Here is a 22,464-nt window from a genome sequence, read left to right as displayed (position 1 = left end):
CTTAAAAATCACCCTTACAGTATGTAGTTTAGCTGATTGTGGATATTTGAAAGGCATCCACAAAAAAATATAAGGCCCAAAATCTTAGGCTTTATCCACAATGTTATCAACAACTGTGGATAAGTATTTTTCACAACCGAAATTTTGTTTTTAAATTCCCATGAGCACTAATAAATATATCAAAAAAAATTATTCACATCAACAAGAAAATATTTTTTCAAAATCAATTTTTCCACAGTGGAAAAATTATTTACACCCTGTTAAAAATCTGTGGATAAAATCTGTGGATATGTGGATTATTTCTGTTGATTAATTTTATGAAAATCCTTTTTTCACATGTGGAAATCTAAATTAACAATGGTTAACTCTAAAATTTTTGTTGTGCACCTGTTGATTAAGATTTGTTAAGACATTTTTTAATTCTGATGTTTACATAAACTTGAGTTGAAAGTTTAAATCTCAATTTTTAATAAGAGTAGATAAAGGGATGGTTAACATATAGTTTTTAAGTTCAAAAGATTGTATATAGCTTTTCAATGAGAAATTCTATCAGCTTGTGTGGGTTTGGAACATTTTTCTGAAGGCTTAAAAAAAGGCTTAAGAAAAAGCCAACAAAAATCAAAGAAAGTGTAAAGAATGCTTCTTTTTGCAAATACCTTGACTTGAGAATCTTGTATTGAATAAAAATTGCAAAGAGGTAGCATAGGATAATGAACAAAGTGTCCATCTTTTAAGACCACCCGGCTTCAATTTTTTAGCATTCCAAACCGTCTTACAAAAGTCTTTACAGTAATGCTAACGGATATTTTATCTTTGTCAAATTTTGGTTGTTTTTTATGCTGAAGGTAGTAAAAATCCTGAAGATGCAGGATGTCTGCTTTGAGGTCAAATGACTTTTTCAAGGTCTCATTTATATCTTTTGAGATACTTTTTATAAATTCCTTTTTGAGCTCTTCTAAGTTTTTCTGTGTAATCTGACCTTTTTCTTTTTCGCCAAGGTTGACCTCAGAGACTATCTCTATTTTGAATAAAACCTTGTCTTTAAAGTCTTTTGCAGTGATTTTACAGGTGCTGTGGGTAAGTTCAAGAGAGACTTTTATGTTTTTGTTCACAATTGGGTATATTTCACTTTTTATCTTATTTAGAGTCCACAGAAGACCTCTTGTTTCATTGTAATTCAAATACCCTATTAACTTAAAGTTATCAAATACAGCCATTTTTGAGACAAAAAACGTATAGTTTTCTTGAGATTTTGCAAAAGGTCTTTTAATCTCGACAAAAGGTGCGACTGCTACCTTTGATTTTGTATTTGTCATCTTTACAAAATCGTAAATCTTTATTGGTATAGTTTTAGAGTTTACATAATAGTTTATGATAACATTTTCAAGCTCTTTTGCAGGAATTGACTCTATGGGAGAAGAGATGTTTAAGAATTTTTCAGTGTCATCTGATGTAATAATAATGTACGCATCAGACCTGAATTCATGGTCGCGCAAAATCATGTCTAAAACCTACTTGATTCCTTTTTTAGAAAGACTTTTACTGATGACTACTATCTTGTTGTGGGACCAAAACAGTTTTTTGTTGCATGAAAGTGTTGCGTTTCTTATTGCATCAAATATAGTCTTTCCTGTTGATGAAAAACACCACACACCCTTTTGTTGAGGGCTTGACGGTACGTTCGAAGGGTTTTTCAAAACTTTTGGTTTTAAAACTTGATATGTCAATTTAAAATCCCCATTTTTTAACATGTCTATTCCAACTGCTTGGACAATCAAAATGTCATTTAACTCTCTTTTGTTCCAGCAGCCACATTGGCCAAGGAGAAAAATTGTAATGCAAATTAAGGCTATTTTCTTCATCGTTTTCCCAACCTCAGTTTAATTTTTGATACAATGAGGGTTATCAAGGGAATTATAAGGATAAATGGGTATGAGTAAAGTGTGAAATACTTATAGCTCATGAATTTGTCAGGCTCTAAAAAGTTTGGGATTATATAAAAAGTAAATGGGATTAAGATTGAGGCAAAAGGGATAGTATAGACAAAATAATCTCCGCTTTGTCTCATCTTTTCAACTGCAATATTTAAGATGTACAGAAAGTAGGAGATTTTCAGGAATATACTCATAATCCAGATTGCCATGTGAAACGATTCAAACCTCTTTAAAAAATCACCAACGCTTAAGACTTTGATGGCTGAATAAAATGGAAATGATAGATTGCTTGACTGCTTGTACCCAAAAAGAGATAGAACAAGCACAGTAATTGCAAGATAAAATATATCAACAAGCAAAAACGCCCATGCTATTGTCTTTATCATGTCTTTTGGTGACCTTGTCTTTGGCTTTGTTATATATGGGTTTATCATACCAATTGTGATTATCTCAGAGCTAAGAGAACAAAGGTATATTCCGCCAAGTATTGGCTGGGTTATGTCTTTTTCAAAGATTGGCTTTAAAGCTGAAAAGTCAATGAACTTTACTGAAATTATCATAATTATAGCAAGGCTGGAGATTGTTATAAATGTTGTTATTTGTGAAAACCGAGCTAAAGCCTCAAGCCCTTTGTATACTGCATATGTTGACACAATTAGCATTGTGATTATTAAAAACAGGATTGGTGTTTCTGGCATTACTGCAGTTGCCATAAACTCTACAAACTGACCTATTTGGATTGCTGTTATGTGAAGGAAAAACCAGAGGTATAATATGGAAATAACGCTTCCGAGCTTGCCGAATACGATGCTGAGGATGTTAGTGAATGTGTGATTTGGGAACATATTGCAAAGGTATATAAGAGGAAGGGAGCTCAGGATTGAAAAAGGATACATATAATTTATAGCCTCTTACTTAAAGTCAAAAGGTCTTTTTTTGAGTATTCTCCATGAAAGCCGTATAAATACATCCTTCAAATCATGCACAATTGTGGATGCGATTGGTGCAAGGTAGTTGATTCCAAAGGATTTGAGTGTACAAAGATGAATTATTATTACGATCCAAACAAGCATTATTCCGTAAAGTCCACTGATAGCAGCCATTATGACACACGCAAACCTTATGATTGTGCATGCATCTGAAATGGCAGGAATCATAAATGTAGAGATTGCAGTGAATGCAACTGTTACAACCATAGGCGCACCGATGAGCCCGGCTGACACTGCTGCATCACCAATTACAAGCGCACCAAAAATTGATATTGCTCGACCAACCGGCCGCGGAAGTCTTACACCAGCTTCTTTCAGTATCTAATAAATAAGAAGCATTGTTAGTGTTTCTATAGAAGATGGGAAAGGTATTCCTGCCTGTGCACTTGCAATGCTTATCAAAAGTGATGTTGGAAGTAGTTCTTGGTGAAATGTTGTTATTGCAATGTAGATTGCCGGAAAAGTTGTTGATACAAAGAATGAAAAGTATCTCAACAGTCTTACTATGCTGTAATAATATGGTCTTGAATAGTAATCTTCGCTTGTTTGAAAAGCTTCAACAAAAAGGTATGGCACGGTTAGAGCAAAAGGTGTGCCGTCAACAAGGATTGCAACCCTGCCTTCCATTAGCTTTCCAACAACAACGTCCGGTTTTTCAGAGTTTCCAACTGTAGAGAAGATGGAATATTTACCATCTTCTATAAATGCTTCGATGTATCCTGACTCTAAGATGTAGTCCATGTTAATCTTTTCAAGCCTTCTTTTTACCTCCTCTATAAGCTCTTTTTTGGCAATTGACTCAACATAGCATATTGCCACATCTGTTTTTGAAATCTTTCCTATCTTCATTGACTCAATTTTGAGCTTTGGGTCGCGAATCTTTCTTCTGATTAAAGCTGTGTTTGTCCTTAAGTTTTCTGTAAAGCCTTCGCGGGGCCCTCTTACAACAACCTCTGTGTTCGGTTCTTCAATTCCGCGAGACTCCCATCCCCGAACTGATATTAAGATAGTCTTGGCAATGCCATCAATAAAAAGTGCAACATCGCCACACAGTATACAGTGAATTATCTTTGCATAATCACTCTCTTCTGTAATACAATGGCTGTACAAGATACAGTCTTTTACGAAGTGATATAGGTCTTGTGGAGTGTATTGTTGGTTTTGGTAAAGGTAAGTATCTTTCATAAGTGGCTTTAAAATGTGTTCATTTATGACCATCTTGTCGACAAGTCCGTCAATCATTACAAGAAAAGTCCTTATGTCTTTTTTTGGTCCAATCTTGAACTCTCTTATAATAAGGGCGCTAAACTTTCCAAATTCGTTTTTTATATTTTCTATATTTTGGTCATAACTTGCTGAAATTGATTTTTCCTGAAAGAAGTTGTTTTTCTTCATTTTTTCTTGAGGACCTTTTTTTTTTCTACTAATAGTCTCTCCAGATTTGACAAGAATATTCAGGGAGTTTTATTTAGATGTAATGATAAAATTTCTTTTGCCCTATTTGACTTTTTAATATCTTTTGCAGTATAATAAATCTTGTTTTATTATAAGCTTTTAAAATGGCAATTACACAATAAGAATATAGAAATTTTTGAAAAATTTATTGCAGGAGGTGGAATAATATGAAAAGGACATACCAGCCCCATAACAAGCGAAGAAAGAGAACACATGGTTTTTTGGTCAGAATGAGAACAAAAGCTGGAAGAAAGGTTCTCAAAAGAAGAAGATTAAAAGGTAGAAAGAGACTTGCTGTTTAAAAAAGACCACTGCACAAGCCAAGGGTGGTCTTTTTGCTTAAAAAAACATAATGCTGGTAGACAGAGACTAAGGAGAAAATAAAGACAGTGAAAAAGGAAAATAGCAGAGGATGAAGAAGATAGTGAGTATCAGAAAAGGTGAAGAGTTTGAGGCGTGTATAAAAAAAGGAAGGTTTGCAGCCGAAGAAAAGATAGTGGTGTATTCGCTGAAAAATGGACTTGAGTACAGCAGGCTTGGGGTTTCAATGTCATCAAAACTTGGCAAGGCAACAGCAAGAAATCGGTTTAAAAGAATTGTAAAAGCATGGTACTTGGAAAATTTTGATAGAATAAAAAAAGGATTTGACATTGTGATTTTGGCAAGAAAGACAAAGGAAGAAAAGATAAAGGCAAGAGAGATATATTTAAAAAATTACAGGGATGAGCTTGAAAGAGCCTTCAAAAGACTTAGACTTTTTAAAGAGGAATGAAAAATGAGAACAAAGAAATATATTTTACTGATTCTAAAATTTTTGATAAGGTTTTATCAGAAGGTTATATCACCCATGAAGGTTGTACCAAGTTGCAGGTTTTACCCTACGTGTTCAGAGTACACCTTGCAGGCGATAGAAAAGTATGGATTTTATGGGCTGTGGCTTGGGTTTAAAAGAATCATAAAATGTCACCCATTTCACCCCGGTGGTTATGATCCGTTAAAGTAAATAAACCCTTAGGAAGTTGTGGCAAGGGCTTTTGAAAAAATCTAAATTTGCAAGGTCAAGGAGGAAATAGTTTTGAACCCCACATGGTTTGATTTTTTAGCAATTCCGCTTGGAAGACTTTTGAAGTTAATATATGATTTTTTGCACACAGCACACATCCCAGGTAGCTACGGTATAGCTATCATACTTCTTACATTGATTGTAAGAGGGCTACTTCTTCCTCTGTATATAAAACAGATTCAGTCCACCTCAAAGATGGCAGAGGTTGCACCAAGGATTCAAGAGATCCAGCAGAAATACAAAGGCGACCAGAGAAAAATGCAGGAAGAGATGCTAAAGCTCTACCAAGAGACAGGGTACAATCCAGCGGGTGGATGCTGGCCGTTTTTGGTTCAGATTCCTATTTTGTTTGCGCTTTACTATGTGTTTCAAAACCCACTTGTGTATGTCCTTGGCAAAAGCCATCAGTATGTAAGAGACCTTATACAGGGTAAAGCAGGGTATGCAATAACTCAGACAATAATAGATGAGGCCCAAAAACTTGGTCTGGACATGCACTTTTTTGGTATTAACCTTGCTCAAAAAGAACTTGTTGTTTTGCCAATTTTGAGCGCTGCTACAATGTTTTTATCAATATGGTTTGCTTCAAACAGCCAAAAAAGGTTCAATCCACAGTATTCCCAATCTCAATCAAATGCAATGGCAGAGAGTATCAACAGGACAATGATGATTTTCAGCCCTCTTATGTCGTACTTTATTGCTCTGCAGGTACCAGCTGGGCTTGTTGTGTACTGGACAGTTACAAACCTGTTTTCAATCTTGCAGCAGTTTGTTGCAAATGAGGTTGTGTACAAGAAGCTAAAGCACAAGAAGGAGGAAGAAGAGAAGAAAAAACAGCTTGAAAAGCAGATAAAGAGAGAGCAAGAAAAAGAGAATTTGAACAACGGAAAAGAGGAAAATCAGGATGGTGAAGGCTCTGGTGAGGATTTAGAAAAAAAGGAGCAGGAAGAGCGGGAAAAAGAAGAGCAGATGAGGAAAAAGGAGCTTGAAAAGCTAAAACAGCAAATGACAAGCTCGCAAGGTGGGGGCAAAAAGAAGAAAAAATAATGTAAAATTTTCTTTTTGGAGGGCACAGGTATATGAAATGGGTAGAGAAAGTAGCGAAAACGGTGGATGAGGCTGTTGAACTTGCATTAAAAGAGCTTGGAGTTGGACGTGATAAGGTTGAAGTTCAGGTGCTTGATGAGGGGTCGAGAGGTCTTTTAGGAATAATTGGGGCAAGGCCTGCAAAGGTAAAGGTTATCGTCAAACAAACGCCAGAGGAGAAGATTAAAGAGTTTTTGTCAACTGTATGTAGCAAAATGAATGTTAAGATTGAAAAGATGGACATTTTCAAAGATGGAGAGTTTTTAAAAGTAAATCTATTTGGGAAAAATACTTATCAGCTGATTGGCAAAGACGGGGAGGTTTTAGATGCTCTTCAGTTTTTGACGGGTATTGTTGTCAACAGAGGAGTACCTGAAGAGGAATCTGTTAGAATAATCCTTGACTGTCAGAACTTCAGGAAAAAGAAAGAAGAAAGGCTTAGACGTCTTGCGCTTGCTTTGGCAGACAAAGTGGCAAGAAGCAAGAGAAGTATCAAGCTAAGACCGATGACGCCATATGAAAGGAGAATAATACACACAACACTACAAAACCACCGATTTGTAACAACCTACTCAGAAGGTGAAGAGCCTTATAGAAAAGTTGTTATAACCTTGAAATAAAAAAGATAGTGTGAAGCAGGGTGAGCTTTTGCCCTGCTTTGTTTGTATTTTAAAAACTTTTAAAAAGGGGAAAATGATAATGGAATTTGATACAATTGCAGCAATTTCAACTCCGATTGGTACAGGCGGAATAGGGATAATTAGAATTTCTGGTGAAAACGCTTTTGAAATTGCAGGAAAGATTGTAAAAAGCAAAAAATTTAGTAACATTTTTGACATTCCTGTAAGGTATGCTGCTCTGGTTGAAGTGTATGATAATGGAGAATTTATAGATGAAGCTATTTTGATTAAGTTCAAAGCGCCCCATTCATACACTGGTGAGGATGTTGTTGAGATTCAGTCTCACGGTGGTATGGTTGTTTTGAGAAGGATTTTAGAAGCGGTAATAAGAAATGGGGCACGCCATGCAATGCCCGGCGAGTTTACAAAAAGGGCGTTTTTAAACGGCAGGCTTGATTTGGCTCAGGCAGAGGCTATAATCGATATAATAAATTCAAAAACAGAGCTTTTACAGAAAAACGCTGCAAAACAGTTAAAAGGAATCCTCAGCAAAAAGATAGATGAAATAGCAGAGATTTTGTTAAATTTAATATCTTCAATTGAAGCTTCAATTGACTTTTCTGAACACGAGGTTGATGAGATATCTCCTCAGGAGATTGAAAAAAGTATTGATACTGCTTTAGAAAAGATAGATAGGCTTTTGAAGACATATGAAACAGGAAGAGCAATAAAAAGTGGAATTTACACAGTAATTGTCGGAAGGCCAAACGTTGGTAAGTCTTCTCTTTTAAACAGGCTGCTTAAAGAAGAGAGGTCAATTGTCACAGACATCCCTGGCACAACAAGAGATGTCATTGAGGAGGTTTTAAACATTGAAGGAATACCGATTATCCTTGTTGACACTGCAGGTGTGAGGCAGACGGAGGATGTTGTGGAGAGAATTGGTGTTGAGAGAACACTCAGGAGTGTTGAGAGAGCTGATCTTGTGATTTTCATGATTGAGTCAGATGGGATTACTAAGGAGGATATTGAGATTTTCAGTAGCATAAAGAATAAAAAATATATAGTCTTAGTAAACAAGACTGATAAGGGTATAAATATATCACAGGATGAGATAAAAAAGCTTTTTGGCAAAAAAGGAATATTCATTTCTATTGCAAAGGATGAGAATTTAGAACTTGTTGAAAAGGCAATAAAAGAGGCTGTTTTGGAACAAAATATTGAAGGGTTTGATGAAGTGCTGATAACAAATTTAAGACACAAAGAACTTCTTTTAAAGGCAAAAGAGTTTTTGGCTTCTGCAAAGCAAAACCTCTACAGTGTTCCGCTTGACATTCTATCAATTGACCTCAAAAATGCACTTGATAGCATATATCAGATAACAGGCAAAAACGTCACAGAAGACATGGTTGATAGGATATTTTCAATGTTCTGTATTGGGAAATAAATGTTAAGTTTCTGCTTTTGAGGAAGGATTGGGAGTTTTAAAGTTTTCAAAGGGGGAAAGGTCTGAAAGATGGAATTTGTTGCGGGTGAGTATGACGTTGCGGTTGTTGGTGCAGGTCATGCAGGATGTGAGGCAGCTTTAGCTTGTGCAAGACTTGGGCTTAAAACCATTGTGTTTGCTATAAACTTAGATTCAATCGGCAATATGCCGTGCAACCCAAGCATAGGCGGCACTGGTAAAGGCCATTTAGTTCGCGAGATAGACGCGCTTGGCGGAGAGATGGGAAAAGCTGCAGATGCAACAGCAATTCAGGTGAGGATTCTCAACAGAGCAAAAGGTCCTGCTGTGTACTCACTTAGAGCTCAGTGTGATAGGGCAAAGTACAAACTGTATATGAAAAGGGTGCTCGAGAGCCAGCCAAACCTTGACATCAGACAGGGCGAGGTTTGTGATATTTTGGTTGAAGATGGCAAAGTCACTGGTGTAAAGCTCACAACTGGTGCAATTTTCAGGGCAAAAGCGGTTGTGCTTGCCACAGGCACATTTCTTGGTGGCAAGGTTATAATAGGTGAGACTGTGTACGATAGTGGACCTGATGGAATGCACCCAGCTAAGTACCTTACAGAAAGTCTCAAAAGGCTTGGGATTGAGATGATGAGGTTCAAAACAGGCACTCCTGCAAGGGTGCACAGAAAGTCTTTGGACTTTTCAAAGATGCAAATTCAGCTCGGTGATGAGGTTATAACTCCATTTTCGTTTGAACACGAGACACTGGAAATAGATCAAGTCCCTTGTTATTTGACATATACAACAGAGGAAACTCATAGAATAATAAGAGAAAACCTTCACAGAGCACCACTTTTTACTGGCCTTATCCAGGGTGTTGGACCAAGGTACTGTCCTTCTATTGAAGACAAGGTTGTAAGGTTTGCAGACAAGCCACGGCATCAGGTGTTCATTGAACCAATGGGAAGAGACACTGATGAAATGTATGTTCAGGGAATGTCTACGTCCTTGCCAGAGGATGTGCAGATTAAAATGTACAGAAGCGTGATAGGTCTTGAAAATGTTCAGATAATGCGCCCTGCATATGCGATTGAGTATGACTGCATAAACCCTCTTCAGCTTGAACCAACACTGCAGTTTAAGAAAATCAAAGGACTTTTCTCAGCAGGCCAGATAAACGGAACATCTGGGTATGAAGAGGCAGCAGCACAAGGCATCATTGCTGGGATTAACGCTGCGATGTATGTAAAAGGAAAAGAGATGCTGGTTTTAGACAGGTCTCAAGCCTACATCGGAGTTTTGATAGACGACCTTGTGACAAAAGGGACAAATGAACCATACAGAATCATGACATCGAGGGCTGAATATAGACTCATTTTGCGTCAGGACAATGCTGATTTGAGACTTACAGAAATAGGATATAGGATTGGGCTTATATCACAAGAAAGATATGAAAAGTTTTTGCAAAAGAAAAAGATGATTGAAGATGAGATAGAACGCTTGAAAAAGACTGTGATTGCACCAAGTGAAAAGGTAAACAAATTTTTGGTTGAACATGGTTCATCACCTATTTCAACAGGGGTGAGGCTGTCTGAGCTTTTGAAAAGGCCCGAGCTTTCGTATGAAGCTTTGCGCGAGATTGACCCTCAGCGGCCGGACTTGCCACGTTCTGTAAAAGAAGAGGTTGAGATTGAAATAAAGTATGAAGGATATATCAAAAAACAGCTCCAGCAGATAGAACAGTTCAAAAAACTTGAGAACAAAAAGATTCCTGACTGGGTTGACTATAACCAGATTTCTGGTCTTTCAACTGAGGCAAAACAAAAGCTTTCTCAAATAAGACCTGCTTCGATTGGCCAGGCATCAAGAATATCTGGTGTGTCGCCTGCTGATATTTCGGTGCTTTTAATCTGGCTTGAGCAAGCAAAAAAAGGTTCTAAATAGAATGCTCGTTGTCAGATTTAAATTTTTAAAAGGGGCAAAGCCAAAAATGGAGCTTTTAGATAGAGTTTTAGAGTTTTATAGTGTAAAAAATAGTCCTGTTGCAAAAGAACTTCTTTTGAGATTTATGAAATTAGTTCTTGAGAAAAATAAACTCTTTAATCTCACAGCAATTGAAAGTGAAGATGAGTTTGTGATAAAACACATTGCAGACTCACTTTCTTTGATAAAATTTCTTCAAAACGGTGATGGAAAATCAGTGCGTGTAGTTGACATTGGTTCTGGTTTTGGGGTTCCTGGGATCCCTGTAAAGATTGCAAAACCAAGTATAAGCTTGGTTTTAAATGATTCTAACAAGAAAAAGTGCAATTTTATGAGTGAAGCAAAAGACCATTTGGGTTTATCTGGCATTGAAGTTGTATGCCAAAGAGCAGAAGAGCTTGGAAAAGAGGTTGAGTTTAGAGAGAGTTTTGACTTTGCGTTTGCAAGAGCTGTGGACAAACTAAATGTTCTTTGCGAATACGCGATACCTCTTTTGAAGATTGGTGGAGCTTTTTTGGCCCAGAAAGGTTTTGAATGTGAGGATGAGCTTGAGAGCGCCAAAAATGCAATTGCAATGCTTGGTGGTGAGATAGAAAAGATTGAAAAATTCACATTGCCAGAATCAGATGAGAAGAGAAGTATAATTGTCATAAGAAAATTGCGACAAACTCCGATTGAGTTTCCCAGAAAAACAAAGCAAATAATAAAAAAGCCCCTTAGTTGATAAAAAATTTGTCAAAATCTGTTTGAAAATATCTGAAAAATCTTGAAATAAAAAGAAGGAGATTTTAAATTAAAGTAGAAATATTATTAACAGAAAATGTTAAGTAAAAAAGGAGGGGGCTTTGTAAAGTTGTTTTCACTTTTAATTAAGCAGACAAACAAGTTAGATATGGAAAAAGAGCTTTTTATACTGTTGAGATGATACCTATAGACAAGGTTTTGCCAAATCCATTTCAGCCGCGTACTAATTTTGATGAAAAGCTTATAGAAGGGCTTGCTGAGTCAATAAAAAATTATGGGCTTTTGCAGCCGATAATTGTGAGAAAACGTGGTGAGGTTTATTACCTTATCGCTGGTGAAAGAAGGCTGAGAGCTTGTAAGCACCTTGGTATGGACAAGATTAAGGCAATTGTTATAAATGTTACAGACATTGAAAGTGCCATACTTGCACTTATAGAGAACACTCAGCACCAAGACCTTGACTTTTTTGAAGAAGCACAAGATTACAAACAGCTTATAGATGAGTTTGGCTTAACTCAGGTTGAGATAGCAAAAAGAGTTGGAAAGACACAAAGTGCCATTGCAAATAAAATAAGGCTGTTTTCACTTCCTGCTGATATACGATGGATTATTCGTGAAAATGACCTTTCTGAGCGTCATGCTCGAGCACTTTTAAAGCTTGAGTCAGAGGATGATATGAAATACATACTGCAAAGAATAATTGAAGGTGGGCTTACAAGTTTCGCAGTCAGAAAGGCTAATTTCTGATTATTTGGCGAATAAGAAGGTTTTAAAAAGTGGAAAGGTAATTAAGGTTTCAATGAACGGTTGCAAGGTTGTTTACAACACTATAAAAAAGGCCTTGAAAATTTTTCAAAAAACTGATATAAATTATGATATAAGAGAAAATAAAACTGAGGCATACTACGAAATAATCGTTAGAATAAATGAAAAATCCCCGCAAGCCTCCTCGAAAGATGAGGAGGTATTTTTTTTAAAAAGAAAATGCCCCCACACATTTTGTGAGGGCACAAATTATCTTTAATCTATTTCAATATTTCTTCTATCTCACTTGACACGAAGAATCTTTTTGCACTTGGAATGTACACATTTACATATTTGAGAGTATATTGTTTGTTTCCTTCAATTACTATATTCTTATTTTGTGGCACAATATATGTCTTGCCTTTGATATTTATCACAAGCTGAACATTATTTGGATTGCTTGTATCAATTGTGACATCAAAACCCTTTTCTTCTAAATCTACGTTCGAAATGTAACTATTTTGGTTGAAACTGCCAAGGTCTATTCCCAAAATCTCAGCCATATAATCACAAACTTCTGTGTTGTCTATAACACCATGAGGAACATATCCGTTTGGATGGTAGGCATACAGTACAACCTCTTCACCTGTGTGCTCATTTGTAGTCCAGCCGATATATGAACGCTTGCTGATGATTGGACCGAGAACATAATTAAGCCTTCCTGCTGGCGCCTTTTTGATTGCATCTATTTCATCTTGAGTGAGATTGTCAACTCCGTAATATTGTGAAACTATTTTTTTGATATTCTCATCTGTCCTGTTGTTTCCAAGCAAATCTTCAATTCCACTGCCTGTTCTTTTTGCTTTTTTGATATATTTTAAGAAATCATTGAGAAAAACAGAATCTATTTTAGTTGAGTAATTTCCTAAGGTCATTCCACCGTTATTGTGGTCTGATGCAATTATTACTGCTGTATCATCTCTTGATTTTGCAAAATCTAAGGCTACTTTTACTGCCTTGTCAAACGCAAGCACCTCTGAGACAACACCAACAGGGTCATTTGCATGTGATGCCCAGTCTATTTGACTTCCTTCAACCATCAAGAAAAATCCATTTTTGTTTTTTGATAAAATCTGCAGTGCTTTTTGTGTCATCTCAGCCAACGATGGTTCACCTGTTCCGCTTCTATCAAAGTCATAGTGCATTGCATCCCGAGCAAAAAGTCCCCAAACCTTTCTTGGTGATTTGTTTTTCAAATCTTCCCACTTGTTTGTTACAACAAATGCATTGTTTTTTAAATACTGAACTAAATCCTCTTTGTCTTTTCTTTGATTTTTATCAATATACTTCCACCCACCACCAAATACAACATCAACCTGATTGTAAACCATCTGTTCAGCTATGTTTTCGTAGTCATTCCTATTATCTGTATGCGCTGCAAAGGCTGCAGGTGTTGCATGGGGAAATTGACAAGTTACAACAAGGCCTGTTGACTTTCCAATCTTTTTTGCTGCTTCTAAGATTGTCACGATTGGTTTGAAGAAGTCTTTTTCTTCAACCTGGCCAACACCTGGCATTGAAGCAATCTCAGGATAGATGGAAAGATATCTGTTTTGTGTTTTGTATCCTGTTGCATATGCTGTTGCAGCTGGTGCTGAGTCAGTTATTGGGTTGTTTGCAGAATGTGTTCTCACAAGCCCACATGCTATCTCATCCATTGAAAGAGGTTCTCCGCCTTGATACCATCTTGCCAAAGTGGTGTGGGCTATTGTCATGCCATCTGGTATCATGAGTATTACGTTTTTGACTTTGTTAGAGTTTTCATCAGCTTCTTGGCTTGCAAAGACAAGGGTGCTTAAAACAAGACAGAGAATAAGAAGTACCGAGATTATAGTAGCCTTTTTAGATTTTAAAAATTTTTTCATGCTAATAGAATGTCCTCCCTTCTATCCTGCTATTTTTTTATTTAACGGAGATATAATTCTTTGCGACAATTGCCTGACCTTCATCTGATAGTACAAAGTCTACAAATGCTTTTGTCACTCTACTTGGATTCTTTGATACTAAGAAAAGGAATGGCCTTTTAACTTTGTACTTTCCAAGCTTTACATTTTTCTCTGTTGGTTCAACTCCATCAACTTTTACACCTTTTACTGTGCTGTCCAAAACGCCAAGCGAAATAAATCCTATTGCGTTTTCATCCTGTGATACTGTTGTTTTGACAGCACCTGTTGATGGCTGAACAATTGCCGAGTCTGTTATCTTTGCTTTGCCCATAACTATCTCTTCAAATGCTCCTCTTGTACCTGAACCTTCCTCACGTGTAACAACTACAATAGGAGCGTTTTTACCGCCAACCTCTTTCCAGTTTTTAATTTTGCCAGAGAATATATCTCTTATTTGCTCAACACTCAAGTTAGAAACTGGATTTGTCTTATGTACAATTACTGCTATTCCATCTTCTGCAATCTTTATCTCCTGCCAACCTTTTGCGGCAAGCTGCTTTCTCTCATCTTCTGTGAGTTCTCTTGATGATGTTCCAATATCAACAATGCCTTGGATAGCGGATTTTATACCAACAGATGACCCTCCACCTTGAACCTCAATAGAAACCTTTGGATTTTGCTGCATGAAGTATTTAGCAAGCTCATCGGCAAGTGGCTGAACAGATGTTGAACCTGCAATGAGTATCCTTCCAGAAAGATTTGTGGATTGTGATTGTGGAATAAATGTAAATTTTAATTCTCTGTTAGACGCCCCTTTTGTGCCTTTTACTGCCTTTGCGGGGATTATAAGTTGGTACTGTGCTTTCGGTGTCAAAGGATCTTTTATTGATATGATGAGTTTGTTTGCTGCAATTGAAGCTGTGAATGCAACTTTTGACTTTTTGTTTTTGGTAAGTGTAATTTTATTGTAGTTTTCACCTTTTGAGATATTCTCTGAAAATGTAATTACTATCTGCCTTTGGTTTGTAGATGTGGGTAATGACTTTGATTTTACATTAAGTGTCTGAGCAAAGCTTGTTGTATGGGCAAATAGAGCTGATGCTAAGATAGAAAAAGCAATCAAAATTGAAATGAGATTTTTTGATTTTGAAATGAACTTTTTCATCTTTAAAACCCCTCCTGAATTTTGTTTTTTCATCTTAAAATATAGTATCCTTTTGTTTAATTTAGATTAAGCTTGTGTTAAATCTTTGTTTAAATTGTGTTAAATCTATGTTTTAAAAATGTTAAAAAATTGTTAAATCATAAATACAAAATGTTCCACGTGGAACATTCTTGTGATATAATCTAATTAAAAAATGGTGAGGAAAAACAGAGGCAATGGCAAGAGTTGTGGCAATTGTCAATCAAAAAGGTGGGGTTGGTAAGACAACAACCTGTGTAAATTTGACTGCTGCTATAAGCTCAAAGGGTAAAAAAGTATTAGCTATTGACTGTGACCCTCAGGGAAATCTCACAAGTGGTTTTGGCATTGACAAAAAGGCATTAGAAAAGACAACGTATGAGGTTCTGATAGGTAGTGCGGATATAAGAGATGTTATAATAAAGGATAAATTTAAAAACTTAGATATATGCCCTGCCAATATAAATTTGGCAGGTAGTGAGATTGAGCTTGTCTCTATGATCGCAAGAGAGTATAGGTTAAAAGATGCAATTGAATCTATCAAAAACGAATATGATTACATATTCATTGACTGTCCACCGTCTTTGGGATTATTAACGCTTAATGCTTTGGCTGCATCTGATTCTGTTATAATACCCATTCAATGTGAGTACTATGCTTTAGAGGGGCTTTCGCAGCTTTCCAATACAATAAATCTTGTAAGAAAACATTTGAACAAACATCTTGAGATTGATGGTGTTGTACTTACCATGTTTGACTCAAGAACAAATCTTTCTCTTGAGGTTGTAGAAGAGGTGAAAAAGTATTTTGGCGAGAAGGTTTTTTTGAGCATAATCCCAAGGAATGTGAGGCTCTCTGAGGCACCTTCGTTTGGACTTCCCGGGATTTTTTACGACCCTGATTCTAAAGGTGCAAGGGCATATATGGAACTTGCTGATGAGTACCTGATAAAGATTGAAAAGAATAATATCAAAGAGGTGTAATTTTATGAAAAAAAGACTTGGCAAGGGACTTGATGCCCTGTTTGCTGATAGTACCCAAAGCTTTGAGGAGAATGTGGAGAATGTACAGGAAACTACAAATGAGAAGGTTGAAGAAATAGAAATTGATAAGATTTTGCCCTCAGGTGACCAGCCAAGAAAAATATTTGATGAAAATGAAATTGAAGAACTTGCACAGTCGATTAGAAGTGTTGGGCTTATTCAGCCGCTTATTGCGAGAAAAGAAGGAGATAAATACATTCTAATTGCAGGGGAGAGAAGGCTTAGAGCTTGCAAATTAGCAGGACTTCAAAAAGTCCCTTGCATTGTGAGAAACTATTCAAATACAACCGAGATCGCGTTAATTGAAAATATTCAGCGAAAAGACTTAAATCCATATGAAGAAGCGCTTGCTTATAAAAAGCTTTTAGAGGAATATGGGTATACTCAAGAAGAACTTGCGAAAAAGCTTGGAATTTCAAGGTCAAAGATTGCAAATTCCTTGAGGATATTAAATATTGGCCAGAATATATTGCAGATGATTATTGAGGGAAAGATTTCAGAAGGTCACGCAAAGGTGCTTTTGTCGGTAGAAGATGAAACAGAAAGAGAGAATTTGGCAAAACTTGTTGTTGACAAGAATTTGAGTGTGAGAGAACTTGAAGAGATTATAAAGGCAAAGAATGAACAAAAAAAGAATGAAGTTGAAAATAAAGTGTTGAGGGAGCTTGAGGAAAATCTTATGAAGATATTTGGTCTTAGAGTAAAGATTTATAGGAAGAAAAAAAAGGGAAAAGTTGAGATAGAGTTTAACAATGACGAGGAACTTGAAAAGATTATCTCAATACTCATGCCATAAAAAATGTTCCACGTGGAACATTGAAAATAAGGAGGTCACAACAGTTGAAAATAACAATGCAAAAAGGTATAATTTTGACTAGGTGATGTTAGATATTGCCAAGTGTGCAAAAGGTTAATAAGATATAGAGTATCAGCCGAAGAACACTAATAAACTGGGAGAAGGAAGGGTTAATAACATCTCTCAGGCTACCTATGGGAAGGAGAAGGTATAAAAAAGAAGACATAGAAAAACTACTTGGCATGATAGAGGAAAAACCAAAACCAACCGTTGTTTTGTATGCAAGAGTCTCTACTAAAAAGCAAGAAGAGTACCTTAAAAACCAAATTAGAAGACTTGAAGAATATGCCAAGTTGCAAGGTTGGCAGTATGAAGTTATATCTGAAATAGCCAGCAAAGTAGATGAAAACAGGAGAGGACTATTAAAACTTTTGAACAAAATCAAAAGAGGAGAAGTTACAAAAGTTGTAATAGAGTATCCTGACAGGCTTGCAAGGTTTAGATTTGAATATCTTAAGTTTTTCATGGAGAGTTTTGGGGTAGAACTTGTAGTGTTAAATGGCAGAGGAAACGAAGAAGAAATTAACAGAGAACTGGCAGAGGACTTAATAGCGATAGTAACATTTTTTGCAGCGAGGATTTATAGACAAAGAGGTGGTAACAGTTCAGGCGAAGCTAGTTTTTGACAGCAGCGAAGATAAGCAAAAGGTATTAGACCTTATGAGAAGATGGTCCTCTTGTATGAGGTATGCATACAAAAGACTGCTAGAAGGGCATAAAAGGGATGAACTCAAAAGAGAGCTGCAGAAGGTTTTTGCCCTAAACTCACGCTACGTTGATGATGCGATAATGAAAGCAGAGAGTGTTATAAAATCCTGCAAAAAGAAAGGAGAAAATCCCAGAAAGGTCATTTTTGGTAGTAAAGAACTGTTTGAGAAGCTCAAGAGACGACACATAAGCGGTAGGGCGTACAAGAAACTCCAACATCAGTGGCAGGAGAAAAGAAAAGGGAATCTATACTCAAGAGGCGACAAAAGCAAAAAAGGAAATCTCAACACAAGGATTGAGATAGATGAAAACGCTACCTTGCTCAGAATCAATGTAGGGAAGAAGCAGTATGTATATGCGAGGATACAAGCCGGGTGGAAAATAAAGAATAAGACGTATATAGACAGGAACCAACTTCTGCAGGCGATGAGCACATCAGGAAAACCTTTGGCGAAAGAGAAGCAAAAAGCGATAGTGATTGAGAGCCTCAGCATACAGGACAGGGGCAGAAGAGGCGACTTTTCAGGTAGAAAATCAAGACGGATAAGACACTATTTTGGGTACAGGTCACTTTTGGAGAAGGTAAAACTTCTGGCAAAGCGAGAAGGGATAGAGGTTATAGAAGTAGACCCGGCGTATACTTCTGTGATAGGGATGTTGAAGTATGCACCGCAGTATATGGTGAGCAAGGATATTGCGGCAGCGTATGTAATAGCGCGAAGAGGACTTGGCTTGAGAGAAAGGATACCGCACAAATTATATGTTGCTTCTTGGTAGGCTTGATACAAACAGCCTGGAAGAGCTAAAGGAATACGTAAAGAAGGCAGTTAAGAACCCGAACGTTAGGAGAGAGCAACTCAAAGCGATAGATAGGGTGATAGGGATTTTACAAAGCTCTGGGGGTGAGCCAGGGAGGCTATTTGTGCCTCTGGATGGAACAAGTGCGGGTAGTTGTGTGGCAAGAACCACAATCTCTGGCAAGTTCTCAGGGTAGCGGTGGTAAGTCTACTTTCCCCTGACAGAGTCCTGCGTGATATGTCTGTCTTGAAATCGCTTTTGATTTCAGGGCAAGTGGGGAAGACCTGTAAGGGCGTAAGTTCCTGCTTCTTGGGGCAGGGGCTATGGCTTTCCCAAATACCGCCTGCTGGGGCTGGGAAAGCTACGATAGGGCGGAATACAAATACCCCAGCCGCCAAACTTGTGCAGTTTTGCACAGTTTGGTTGACTAGGAAAAATTGAGGATGAAAGATTTTCTTGCCACATATTCAAACCAGGTTATAATTGCTCTTCTTGCAATCAACATGATACTTTTTTTACTACTCCTTATCCAGTCAGCAAAGAATGCAAACCTCAAACGGCGTTTTTTGGCACTTGTAAAAAATGAGGATTTAAAGACTATAGAGGAGATATTGAAAACAACAAACCAAAAAATAGATTACTTTGAAGAGGTTTTAAAGGCGCTGCATAAAAGCCACAGAATATTGAGCGAAAATTCAAAGCTGAATATCAAAAAGCTCGGGGTTGTGAGGTATGATGCATTTGAAAATGTGGGCAGCAAGCTCAGCTTTGCAATAGCACTTTTAGATGAGTATGACAATGGAGTTGTTCTAAATAGCATATATTCAAGAGATGGGTCAAGCATATATGCAAAGCCAATTGAAAATGGACTTTCTAAATATCCACTCTCAGCTGAAGAGATGCAGGCAATTGACCTGGCGAGAAAAAACTATCTTGCAAAAGAGATAAAAGAATAAAAAGTCTTTTAAAAATATCACAGAAGAAAGGGGGGTTCCTGCCAATGATAAACACATTTATCATTGGCGGGGCGGGAAGATGGATTTTAAAAGAATCAACTTTTCTCAGAGCTTTTATGAAAGCATATTAAATGGAATGTTAGACCTTGTCAGGGTCATTGATATAGAAGGAAATGTAATCTTTTGCAACACAATGATGAAAGATGTGTTTGGAGACCAGACCGGCAAGAAATGCTATGACCTTTTTTGCAAAAACGCACGATGTGAAGACTGCATTGCAATACGGTCAATGAAAGAAAATACAAGATCAATGAAATACGCTACATACAAAGATAGGATCTACTATGTCATAAGCTCTCCAATCCATGACGAAGCAGGCAATGTAATTGGCACGGTTGAGGTTTTCAGAGATGTCACAGAACAGAAGAAGATTGAAGAAAGGCTCAGACGCCAGAACGAGATTTTAAGAAGAGATTTAGAGTTTGCAAAAAGGCTTCAGCAATCTCTTTTGCCAGTTGTTCCTAAAATAGAAGGGTATAGAATTACATATACTTACAAGCCCTGTGAGAGGCTTGGAGGAGATTTTTTGGATGTCATAAATATTGACGATAAGTTAGTGTTCTATGTTGCAGACGTAGCAGGACATGGGCTTTTGGCTTCAATGGTAACAGTTTTTGTAAAGCAGAGTATCATAAAAAATGCTCATACATACATAGAAGAAAGTGCACAAGAGATTATGAAAGGTGTTCTTTTGGACTTTATTGAGATGAACTTTCCGAGTGAAGTGTACATAACAATTGTCTTGGGGATATTAGAAAAGAGCACAGGGAAGGTTAGCATGATTTCTGCAGGGCATGTGACAGAGCCTATTTTGGTCAGGGCAAACAAGAAAATAAAGATGTTTTCAATGAAAGGGCAGCCGATTGCCTCAGTCGATTTAGAACAGGGGTTTGAGGTAAAAGAGACAGTCTTAGAGAAGCACGACAAATTAATTTTCTATTCAGATGGGCTTACTGAAAGTAAAAACAAACATGGCGAGATGTACGGTAAAAAAAGGCTAATAAAAAGAATTCTCAGTATCAAAAACATCAACACAGAACTTTTGATAAGAGACCTGAGAAATTTTGCAACAGACTTGAATGATGACATAGCTATATTGATGGTAGAGAGGATTTAAAAAATAAAAAAGGCGTGAAAAGCCATGAAAACAATCCGATTTTTTTACAAAATCATACTGTATCTTGCCCTGGCCATTTCCATTATCTTGAGTTTTAATGTATTTGGAATAGAATTTATACACCCTTATATATTTTTACACTATGAATACAAAAAATCATATCCGAACATAAGATACTACGAAGATGTTGTGCCGATTGAAAATGGTCTTGCTATTGTATACAGAGGAAAGATTGGAAAGCTTGAGAGCGATAGCTTAACATGGACAAAGATTGCATATCAGAACCACAGGGTATATTCAGACGGCAAAAGTGCAGTAGCTTATGTTCAGGGTGGGAAATATCTACATATAATATCATCTCAGTGGCAGAAAGATATATTGTATCCAGTAAATATAGAAAAGGTGAGAGTAAAAAACGGTAATGTCTTAGTTCTTTTGTCAAGCCAAAACGAAGACTATCTTATAATGTACGACAAGAATCAAAACATAATCTTTTCAGTAAAGTACAAAGAAAAGGTAATAGACTGCGATTTCAATGGGATTTTTGCAATTGCCATTCTAAAACCCAGGGATTCAAATGAATTAGCGATATCTTTTGCGGACAAGAGAGGAATTTATATGACAAAGGTTCTACCACCAAGTCTTCAAAATGTCAAAAGGTGTTATGCAATAGAAGATTATATCCTTATGTACAACCAAAAAGTAATAGAGGTTTACGACTTAAAAATTCAAAAGAAGATAAAGACTTTTTCATTTGCTGTGCCGCCAGAGTATGTGATAGGTAACACAAATGTACTGTTTGCAGAACACAGATTTCTTGTTTACAACAAGCTTAGAAAAAATTTTGTGTTTAAACAGATAGAAGACTTTAATTCAGTTTGTGCAGATGCTGAAAAGATTGTCACATCAAAAGGAAATGAGATTAGAATTTACTCTATGAATTTAAACAGGATAAAAACTTTGAAAGTAAATTCTTTTGGCTTTGTAAAGGCAGTAATAAGTACAGACAAGCTGTACTATATTTATAATGATAGGATAGAACTCTACCAAGAAAGGTGGTAAGAGTGAAAAAATGCCAAACTCAGCAGACCTGATTATTTTAATAATTCTCATTATTGGCGCGTGGATTGGGTACAAAAAAGGAATTTTGAGAATGGCATTTGACCTTGGGTCATACATAATCTCATGGTTTGTGGCAGTGTGGGGATATAAATATGTAGGCAGGGCAATTGAAAGTTCTTCTGTCTTAAAAGGAGCAATAGAAAGCTTTGTAAAAGACAAGGTTGTAATAAGGGACACCATTTCACCAGTTGTGCCAGAGTTTTTCAGAGGTGCTGCTATGGAGGCACACCAGGCTCTCAACAAAAGTCTTCAGGATGCTGCCACAATGGTTCTAATTAATTTTATTGCAATGATAGCTACATTCATTGCAGCAAAGGTTGTTATAGTCGCAGTCAAAAACGCGCTCGGGTTTATGAGAAAAGTGCCTGTGATTGGTACAATTGATGGCTTTGGCGGTCTTTTGGCAGGGATCGGAGTAGCTCTCATAATAATCTACATAGCATTCAGCATTATATACTTTTTCCCCAATGCACAAATTTTCAAAACAGTCCAGCACTACATCAGAACTTCAATGTTTGCTGAGTTTTTATACGAAAACAATATTCTCATAATGATGATGAGACAATATTTAAAAATAAAAATTTAGATTTGAAACAAAAATAAA

20 protein-coding genes and 3 pseudogenes are annotated in these 22,464 nt (G+C 36.8%); 17 read left to right on the top strand and 6 right to left on the bottom strand.

The genetic code is table 11. The features are described from left to right. Positions 1-746: 746 nt before the first annotated feature. The 4 genes and pseudogenes from OTJ99_RS13170 to OTJ99_RS12365 form a co-directional block, all read right to left on the bottom strand. Entirely contained in the window at positions 747-1,217 is a 471-nt protein-coding gene (locus OTJ99_RS13170; RefSeq protein ID WP_456298829.1) for a Ger(x)C family spore germination C-terminal domain-containing protein, read from the bottom strand. A 63-nt stretch (positions 1,218-1,280) separates the two neighbouring features. Next, a pseudogene (locus OTJ99_RS13165) lies at positions 1,281-1,862 on the bottom strand (Ger(x)C family spore germination protein); the annotation flags it as partial. Then, positions 1,859-2,830 (bottom strand): GerAB/ArcD/ProY family transporter, encoded by a 972-nt coding sequence (locus OTJ99_RS12370; RefSeq protein ID WP_083943564.1) that lies wholly within the window; start codon positions 2,828-2,830, stop codon positions 1,859-1,861. The pseudogene OTJ99_RS13165 and the gene OTJ99_RS12370, both read right to left, overlap by 4 nt. A 15-nt stretch (positions 2,831-2,845) precedes the next feature. Further along, positions 2,846-4,318: pseudogene (locus OTJ99_RS12365) on the bottom strand (spore germination protein). A 227-nt stretch (positions 4,319-4,545) separates the two neighbouring features. On the opposite strand from OTJ99_RS12365, the gene rpmH reads away from it, so the two are divergent. From rpmH to OTJ99_RS12320, 9 genes are all read left to right on the top strand, one after another. Beyond that, positions 4,546-4,680 (top strand): 50S ribosomal protein L34, encoded by a 135-nt coding sequence (gene rpmH / locus OTJ99_RS12360; protein ID WP_045166026.1) that lies wholly within the window; start codon positions 4,546-4,548, stop codon positions 4,678-4,680. Positions 4,681-4,790: 110 nt separating this feature from the next. After that, positions 4,791-5,150 carry a ribonuclease P protein component gene (gene rnpA / locus OTJ99_RS12355; protein ID WP_045166027.1) on the top strand — a complete coding sequence of 120 codons (360 nt, stop codon included), beginning with the start codon at positions 4,791-4,793 and terminating at the stop codon, positions 5,148-5,150. Positions 5,151-5,153: 3 nt separating this feature from the next. Continuing rightward, positions 5,154-5,381, top strand: coding sequence for a membrane protein insertion efficiency factor YidD (gene yidD, locus OTJ99_RS12350; RefSeq protein WP_045166028.1), 228 nt, complete (start codon positions 5,154-5,156; stop codon positions 5,379-5,381). A 72-nt stretch (positions 5,382-5,453) separates the two neighbouring features. Next, the gene (locus OTJ99_RS12345; protein WP_045166029.1) at positions 5,454-6,488 is read left to right on the top strand and encodes a YidC/Oxa1 family membrane protein insertase; all 1,035 of its coding nucleotides are present in this window, start codon (positions 5,454-5,456) and stop codon (positions 6,486-6,488) included. 32 nt (positions 6,489-6,520) lie between these two features. Next, entirely contained in the window at positions 6,521-7,147 is a 627-nt protein-coding gene (gene jag, locus OTJ99_RS12340; protein WP_045166030.1) for an RNA-binding cell elongation regulator Jag/EloR, read from the top strand. Between the two features lie 79 nt (positions 7,148-7,226). Next, on the top strand, positions 7,227-8,594 hold the full coding sequence (gene mnmE, locus OTJ99_RS12335; protein WP_045166031.1) for a tRNA uridine-5-carboxymethylaminomethyl(34) synthesis GTPase MnmE: 1,368 nt from the start codon (positions 7,227-7,229) through the stop codon (positions 8,592-8,594). Positions 8,595-8,663: 69 nt separating this feature from the next. After that, positions 8,664-10,544: a tRNA uridine-5-carboxymethylaminomethyl(34) synthesis enzyme MnmG gene (gene mnmG / locus OTJ99_RS12330; protein ID WP_045166032.1), complete on the top strand. Its 1,881-nt coding sequence runs from the start codon at positions 8,664-8,666 to the stop codon at positions 10,542-10,544. A 46-nt stretch (positions 10,545-10,590) separates the two neighbouring features. After that, positions 10,591-11,307 (top strand): 16S rRNA (guanine(527)-N(7))-methyltransferase RsmG, encoded by a 717-nt coding sequence (gene rsmG, locus OTJ99_RS12325; protein ID WP_045166383.1) that lies wholly within the window; start codon positions 10,591-10,593, stop codon positions 11,305-11,307. Positions 11,308-11,504: 197 nt separating this feature from the next. Beyond that, positions 11,505-12,074: a ParB/RepB/Spo0J family partition protein gene (locus OTJ99_RS12320; protein ID WP_235374900.1), complete on the top strand. Its 570-nt coding sequence runs from the start codon at positions 11,505-11,507 to the stop codon at positions 12,072-12,074. 278 nt (positions 12,075-12,352) lie between these two features. Here OTJ99_RS12320 and OTJ99_RS12315 read toward each other — a convergent pair whose 3' ends face one another. Next, the gene (locus OTJ99_RS12315; protein WP_045166033.1) at positions 12,353-13,996 is read right to left on the bottom strand and encodes an alkaline phosphatase; all 1,644 of its coding nucleotides are present in this window, start codon (positions 13,994-13,996) and stop codon (positions 12,353-12,355) included. A gap of 37 nt (positions 13,997-14,033) precedes the next feature. After that, positions 14,034-15,182, bottom strand: coding sequence for a phosphate ABC transporter substrate-binding protein PstS family protein (locus OTJ99_RS12310; RefSeq protein ID WP_045166384.1), 1,149 nt, complete (start codon positions 15,180-15,182; stop codon positions 14,034-14,036). Positions 15,183-15,397: 215 nt separating this feature from the next. On the opposite strand from OTJ99_RS12310, the gene OTJ99_RS12305 reads away from it, so the two are divergent. The 8 genes and pseudogenes from OTJ99_RS12305 (at position 15,398) to OTJ99_RS12270 (ending at position 22,446) form a co-directional block, all read left to right on the top strand. Further along, on the top strand, positions 15,398-16,183 hold the full coding sequence (locus OTJ99_RS12305) for a ParA family protein (RefSeq protein ID WP_045166034.1): 786 nt from the start codon (positions 15,398-15,400) through the stop codon (positions 16,181-16,183). 4 nt (positions 16,184-16,187) lie between these two features. Further along, positions 16,188-17,039 (top strand): ParB/RepB/Spo0J family partition protein, encoded by an 852-nt coding sequence (locus OTJ99_RS12300; RefSeq protein WP_045166035.1) that lies wholly within the window; start codon positions 16,188-16,190, stop codon positions 17,037-17,039. Positions 17,040-17,170: 131 nt separating this feature from the next. Continuing rightward, positions 17,171-17,725: an IS607 family transposase gene (locus OTJ99_RS12295; protein WP_235375008.1), complete on the top strand. Its 555-nt coding sequence runs from the start codon at positions 17,171-17,173 to the stop codon at positions 17,723-17,725. After that, positions 17,694-18,968, top strand: a pseudogene (locus tag OTJ99_RS12290) (IS200/IS605 family accessory protein TnpB-related protein); the annotation flags it as partial. The gene OTJ99_RS12295 and the pseudogene OTJ99_RS12290, both read left to right, overlap by 32 nt. Before the next feature lie 80 nt (positions 18,969-19,048). Next, complete coding sequence (locus OTJ99_RS12285) at positions 19,049-19,561, top strand: DUF4446 family protein (RefSeq protein WP_045166037.1); 513 nt, start codon at positions 19,049-19,051, stop codon at positions 19,559-19,561. 79 nt (positions 19,562-19,640) lie between these two features. Further along, positions 19,641-20,738 (top strand): SpoIIE family protein phosphatase, encoded by a 1,098-nt coding sequence (locus tag OTJ99_RS12280; protein WP_045166038.1) that lies wholly within the window; start codon positions 19,641-19,643, stop codon positions 20,736-20,738. Positions 20,739-20,762: 24 nt separating this feature from the next. After that, positions 20,763-21,800: a hypothetical protein gene (locus OTJ99_RS12275; protein WP_045166039.1), complete on the top strand. Its 1,038-nt coding sequence runs from the start codon at positions 20,763-20,765 to the stop codon at positions 21,798-21,800. A 10-nt stretch (positions 21,801-21,810) separates the two neighbouring features. Continuing rightward, positions 21,811-22,446, top strand: a complete 636-nt coding sequence (locus tag OTJ99_RS12270; RefSeq protein WP_045166040.1) for a CvpA family protein — start codon at positions 21,811-21,813, stop codon at positions 22,444-22,446. Positions 22,447-22,464 lie beyond the last annotated feature (18 nt).

The organism is Caldicellulosiruptor naganoensis, assembly GCF_026914285.1.
Classification (GTDB): Bacteria; Bacillota; Thermoanaerobacteria; order Caldicellulosiruptorales; family Caldicellulosiruptoraceae; genus Caldicellulosiruptor; species Caldicellulosiruptor naganoensis.
Note: the sequence above shows the minus strand (reverse complement) of the source record. Positions and strands in the feature narration are given on the sequence as shown.